Source organism: Kaarinaea lacus (assembly GCF_975902315.1).
In genome coordinates this window covers 1-4536 of sequence record NZ_CDLKIE010000203.1, presented here as the reverse complement: position 1 = coordinate 4536, position 4536 = coordinate 1, and the positions used below count along the sequence as shown (strand labels likewise).

Here is a 4536-nt window from a genome sequence, read left to right as displayed (position 1 = left end):
GATTTTGCTCCAGGCAAGTTCGCGGATATCGGCATGGGTTCGTTCATCATCATGCTGATCGAGCCGCACATAGGGTGTGAAGATAAAGCTCTGATCACCGTTATCCCAACTCGTGTAATATTCGGGTTGCGCTGATATTGACAGGTTGCTGCCTTCGAACTGACGCGGATCCAGGGGTTCCTGAGGGAAATAACGAAACTCGCCGGCAACATTGCCGCGCCATTCACCTGCCCAGCTGGTACTCGAGCTGGTGAAACTTAGTAAGCCCGTGAGGCAGGCGGCTAGCAGTGGCAAGAAGAATTTCATTATCGGGCACGTTTCAGGCTATTACGGTCAAAATCCCGGTCGGTGAAGCCATTGCCAAACTGATAGTTACTCCATAACAAAGTTGTGCTCTTTTTGGTGATGTGATTTTCCATTTCCATGCGATCGGGGCGCCAGTATTTACCCAGGTACTGTTTGAAATCATGATAGGTAAGTGTTTTCAACAGGTCACCTTTACGGTCATAAAAATCAATCTTCCAGGGTTGATACATGCTTTTGTCTACCCAGGCCACTTGTTTGGTATAGCCGGAATGTTTGTAAGTGGGGTAGCGTTCTACGACGAATGTATCCTTGCCTTCATAGGCTTCATCTCTAAGCCACTTGTAGGTATATTTTTCAACCTCTTGAGAGGTAATATCTTCATAGGCAAATTCACTGCCCATGAAGGGGCCGGATTTGTTATTGGATGATATACGTTTAACGCGCTTTAAGGCGGGCAAGTATAGCCACTGGTCATCGGGCTTGGTGGCATGTGTATAACTTAGAAATGCTGTGCCTTTCACATCTGCTGGACTGTCAAAGATAGACATGCTTTTGTCACCATCGCCATCAACTTCCAGTTGTTTATTACGAATATTGCGCTCGGTTTCCTGGCCCTGCCGGTTGCGTAGCGTCATTTTTAAATCTGATTTCTGATCTTTCCAGCCAGTGTCGCGTTTGTCAGCTTCAACGGCAATGGCAAGACCTTTTTCTTCTGGAGTATCTGCCCAGGCGCTAAGCGGAAGCAGTGCCAGTGACGCGATCAGCAGAATTGGTTTTTTCATCTTTTTTCTCCTCAAGTTTCATCAATAAGGGGGGCAGGAAGAAGAAATCCGCGATTAATGCCAGCGCAATGACGATGGCCGTTAGCATACCCATGCCTGAGTTGAGTTTGAATGCGGACAACGATAACACCAGGAAGCCAATTACCAGCACGATTGATGTCGTCAAAAGTGCCATACCCACGGTGTGAAATGCGTATTTGGTAGCTTCTTGTGAATTGAGGTGTTTTTCGCGTCGTGCGCGGAGATACTTGCTAAGAAAATGCACTGTATCATCAACAACGATACCTAGTGTCATCCCCATTACTACTGACAATGCCAGTCCAACTTCACCAACAAAAATAGCCCATAAACCGAAACCCATGGCCGCCGGTACCAGATTCGGTACCATGCTGATAATACCAATTTTTACTGATCGTAAGGCAAATATTAAAATCATGGAAATTAGGATTAACGCAACTGTGGTCCCGATTAACATACTTTTAATGTTTCGCTCGCCGATGTGGGCAAACATCATGCTGGTTCCGCTTCCATCCGCTTTTTTAATAGTAGTAGTATTGGCTTTTAACCACACCTGAGCTCGATTTTCCAATGCGAGTAAGTCATTGGTTGACATTGTCTGGAGGGTGACCGTAAAGCGGGTAGCTGACTTGTCAACGTTTATCTGATTGTTGAGATCAAGACCATAAGGTAGCGACATTTCGTAAAGCAACAAATACTGCGCGGCCAGGTTACGTTCCTCAGGTTCGCGATAGTAGTTGGGATCATCACCGTGCAAGTTTTTGTTCAAGCGCTTCATAATGTCGGTAAATGTATTGACATGCAGCACTTCCGGTTGCTGGCGATACCAGTCGGCGAAATTGGCAACATCAGTCATAAACTGGGGATTACTGATGCCGCCTGCTTCTCCGGAATCCAGCGAGTAGTCAATTATGTAGAGTCCACTTAAATTTTCGGTGAAATAATCGGCATCTCGGCGAAATTCAATACTATGGTCAAAGTAATGTACAAAAATATCATTGAGTTCATTGCGAGGAATAAAAGATATTAGCGTCGCTATTACCACCAACATGCCCCACATGAGACGCTTACGGTGAGTAACTACAAATGTACCAAGGCGATCCATCATTGCATAACTATTACTCTTTTTACCTGTAGGTACTCGCACAGGTAGCAGCGTAATAAATGCGGGAAGAAAAAACACGGAAAATACAAATGATGCGAGTACGCCTATTGCTACCATATTCCCCAGGTGCATAAATGGCGGTACATCTGCAAAATTCATAGACAGGAAGCCCAACGCGGTTGTTGCGCTGGCAAGAAATACCGGCTGGATATTGATACGCAGGCTTTCAATCATGGCGGCTTTCTTTTCTATCCCAAGACGCATTTCATGGAGGAAAGTTACAAGGATATGAACCGCGTTGGCGATAGCAACCGTTAGCACAATGGTTGGTGTCGACGCAGAGGGTGGGGTAATAGGATAGCCAATAATTCTACCCATAGCGAAGCCAATAATAATTGAAGCAATGATAACTAATGAAGTGCCAACTGCACTTGTGACATTTTTCAGAATAAATCCCAGTGTGATCAGCATGATTAAGAAACTTATGGGGACCAGTTTCTTCATATCCATTTGCGATGCTTCGGAAAATGCATTGTTCATTAACACCATGCCGTTCAACCGAATTTCTACGGACGGATATTTTTCCATGATTTGTTTAGCCAGGTTGCGTGCAAAGGCCACGGTTTCTGGAACCTCAACCATGGTGTCTTTGCCTGGCAGATGAACGGTTACATTTACACCGGTAACATGACCAGTCCTGGAAATAAGTCGATTGACAAGTAGTGGTTCATTCAATGCCACAGTTTTGATCTTATCGAGCGTTGCAGTGTCCAGTGGTTCTTCTTCGGGAACCAGGTCCCTGACTGTTAAATCGTCGCCTTCTGCCTCTGTATGTTGAAAATTTGTTATTGAATCGACACGAATAGAGTGTGGAGTTTGCCAGGCTTCGGTTGTTATTTCCTGAACGATTCTTAACGTCTCTTCAGTAAAAACATTGCCATCTTTAGGAGTGACGATAAACATCACGTTATCGTTTTTGGTGTAGATTTTTTCCAGGGAATCAAACGCGAGTAACTGGGGATTCTCCTTGCTAAAGAAAACACGGTAGTTGGTTTCGAATTTTCGGACTGGCTCATCTCGTGCTTTAGTCACTTGTATTAATGTAATTATTACAGTGGAGAGCAGCAGCAACGAAACCAGAATGGCAATCCATGGATGGCTTACCACCCACTGCGCGTAACGTGAAACCCCGTTATTTGTTGCCATTTCTAGACCTCCTCCGTGTGCATCACTACAGGTATATAGTGAAGGGTAAATAGTGAACATTTTGAAAATTGTTCACTGTTTTACCAGTATTATGTTTCAACTAGTCGTGAATTCGATTTCCTAACGCTTCAACAAGCCGTTTAATAACAGTGAAGCCAGATTATTCGCTTTACGTTCAAAGGCTTCGCGGGAAAACAGGGGCATAAGCAAGGGCACATCGAATAGCGTGGTGGCTGTCAAAATCGCTTCTGCGGTGACTTCCGGGTCCGCCACTTCAAATGTTCCCTGAAGGTTACCTTCCTTGAGTAAGGTAATTAACAAGGCCTGTTTGTTATGAACGTGTTGATCCACGATATCCATCCGCTCGTGGCAAATGGCAGTGACCATTTCGTTCAGGCGGGGTGTTTCCGACCATTGGGAGTGAGTATGGTCGAGTGTCGCCAACACAAATTCGCGTAATTTATCAGCCGGTGATAAGTCTTTATCCAGTACAACTTTCTTAAGCTTATCAATGTCTTTGTCGAGGCAATTGCAGGCGAGTGAAGCGCCTATGGCCAGTTTGTTCTCAAAATAACGATATAAATTGGCTGCCGACATATCGCAATCCCTGGCGATTTCAGCCATGGTGGTTTTGTTGTAGCCGTACTGCTGGAAGCGTTCTTCTGCTGCCTGAAGAATTCTTTGGTGGGTTTCTTCGTGAAAATGGTCTTTTGCGTGTTCCATGGCGAAGAAGTCTAGACGCCCGCGAGTGAATAATCAAGAAAATATTCAGCGTTCACTATTCACTATTCAATGTGTGGGAGTGTGATGATTGGAAGTGTTGTTATATCAATACCTTATCGGAAATGAACAGGCTACTGTCCTTTTGGTCAGGAAGGTATTCAATAGGCACTCTATGGCATGTCGAGCGATATCGGTGTTCATTTCTTTCCAGTGACTGTAATGGGCCATGATCGCCACGTGTTTGCCTGCTTTTACTGTTTTTTCCAACAGGCGTAGCAGGTCGTCGGCATCTGGATCAGTGACAAAGCGTTGTGGCCAGAACGCGAGTAGCCTGGTGCCAGTGCGAATGGTTTGCACATGGCGGAAACGCGCTTCTGCAGTGTGGCGCTATATAAT

At 45.1% G+C, this 4536-nt stretch carries 5 protein-coding genes; all 5 read right to left on the bottom strand.

Going from position 1 to position 4536, the window contains the following annotated elements:
• A partial coding sequence (locus ACWVCM_RS06050; protein WP_455200825.1) for a hypothetical protein occupies positions 1–306 on the bottom strand: 306 nt, incomplete at its 3' end.
• Complete coding sequence (locus tag ACWVCM_RS06045) at positions 306–1088, bottom strand: outer membrane lipoprotein-sorting protein (RefSeq protein WP_455200824.1); 783 nt, start codon at positions 1086–1088, stop codon at positions 306–308. The genes ACWVCM_RS06050 and ACWVCM_RS06045, both read right to left, overlap by 1 nt.
• Entirely contained in the window at positions 1039–3417 is a 2379-nt protein-coding gene (locus ACWVCM_RS06040; protein WP_455200823.1) for an efflux RND transporter permease subunit, read from the bottom strand. The genes ACWVCM_RS06045 and ACWVCM_RS06040 overlap by 50 nt, the downstream gene beginning before the upstream one ends.
• A gap of 120 nt (positions 3418–3537) precedes the next feature.
• Positions 3538–4140: a TetR/AcrR family transcriptional regulator gene (locus ACWVCM_RS06035; protein ID WP_455200822.1), complete on the bottom strand. Its 603-nt coding sequence runs from the start codon at positions 4138–4140 to the stop codon at positions 3538–3540.
• A gap of 105 nt (positions 4141–4245) precedes the next feature.
• Complete coding sequence (locus tag ACWVCM_RS06030; RefSeq protein ID WP_455200821.1) at positions 4246–4497, bottom strand: hypothetical protein; 252 nt, start codon at positions 4495–4497, stop codon at positions 4246–4248.
• Positions 4498–4536 lie beyond the last annotated feature (39 nt).

Bases quoted from the DNA above. Each gene is read 5' to 3' on its own strand.
- ACWVCM_RS06045 (WP_455200824.1), bottom strand. From the start codon at position 1,088: ATGAAAAAACCAATTCTGCTGATCGCGTCACTGGCACTGCTTCCGCTT.
- ACWVCM_RS06040 (WP_455200823.1), bottom strand. From the start codon at position 3,417: ATGGCAACAAATAACGGGGTTTCACGTTACGCGCAGTGGGTGGTAAGC.
- ACWVCM_RS06035 (WP_455200822.1), bottom strand. From the start codon at position 4,140: ATGGAACACGCAAAAGACCATTTTCACGAAGAAACCCACCAAAGAATT.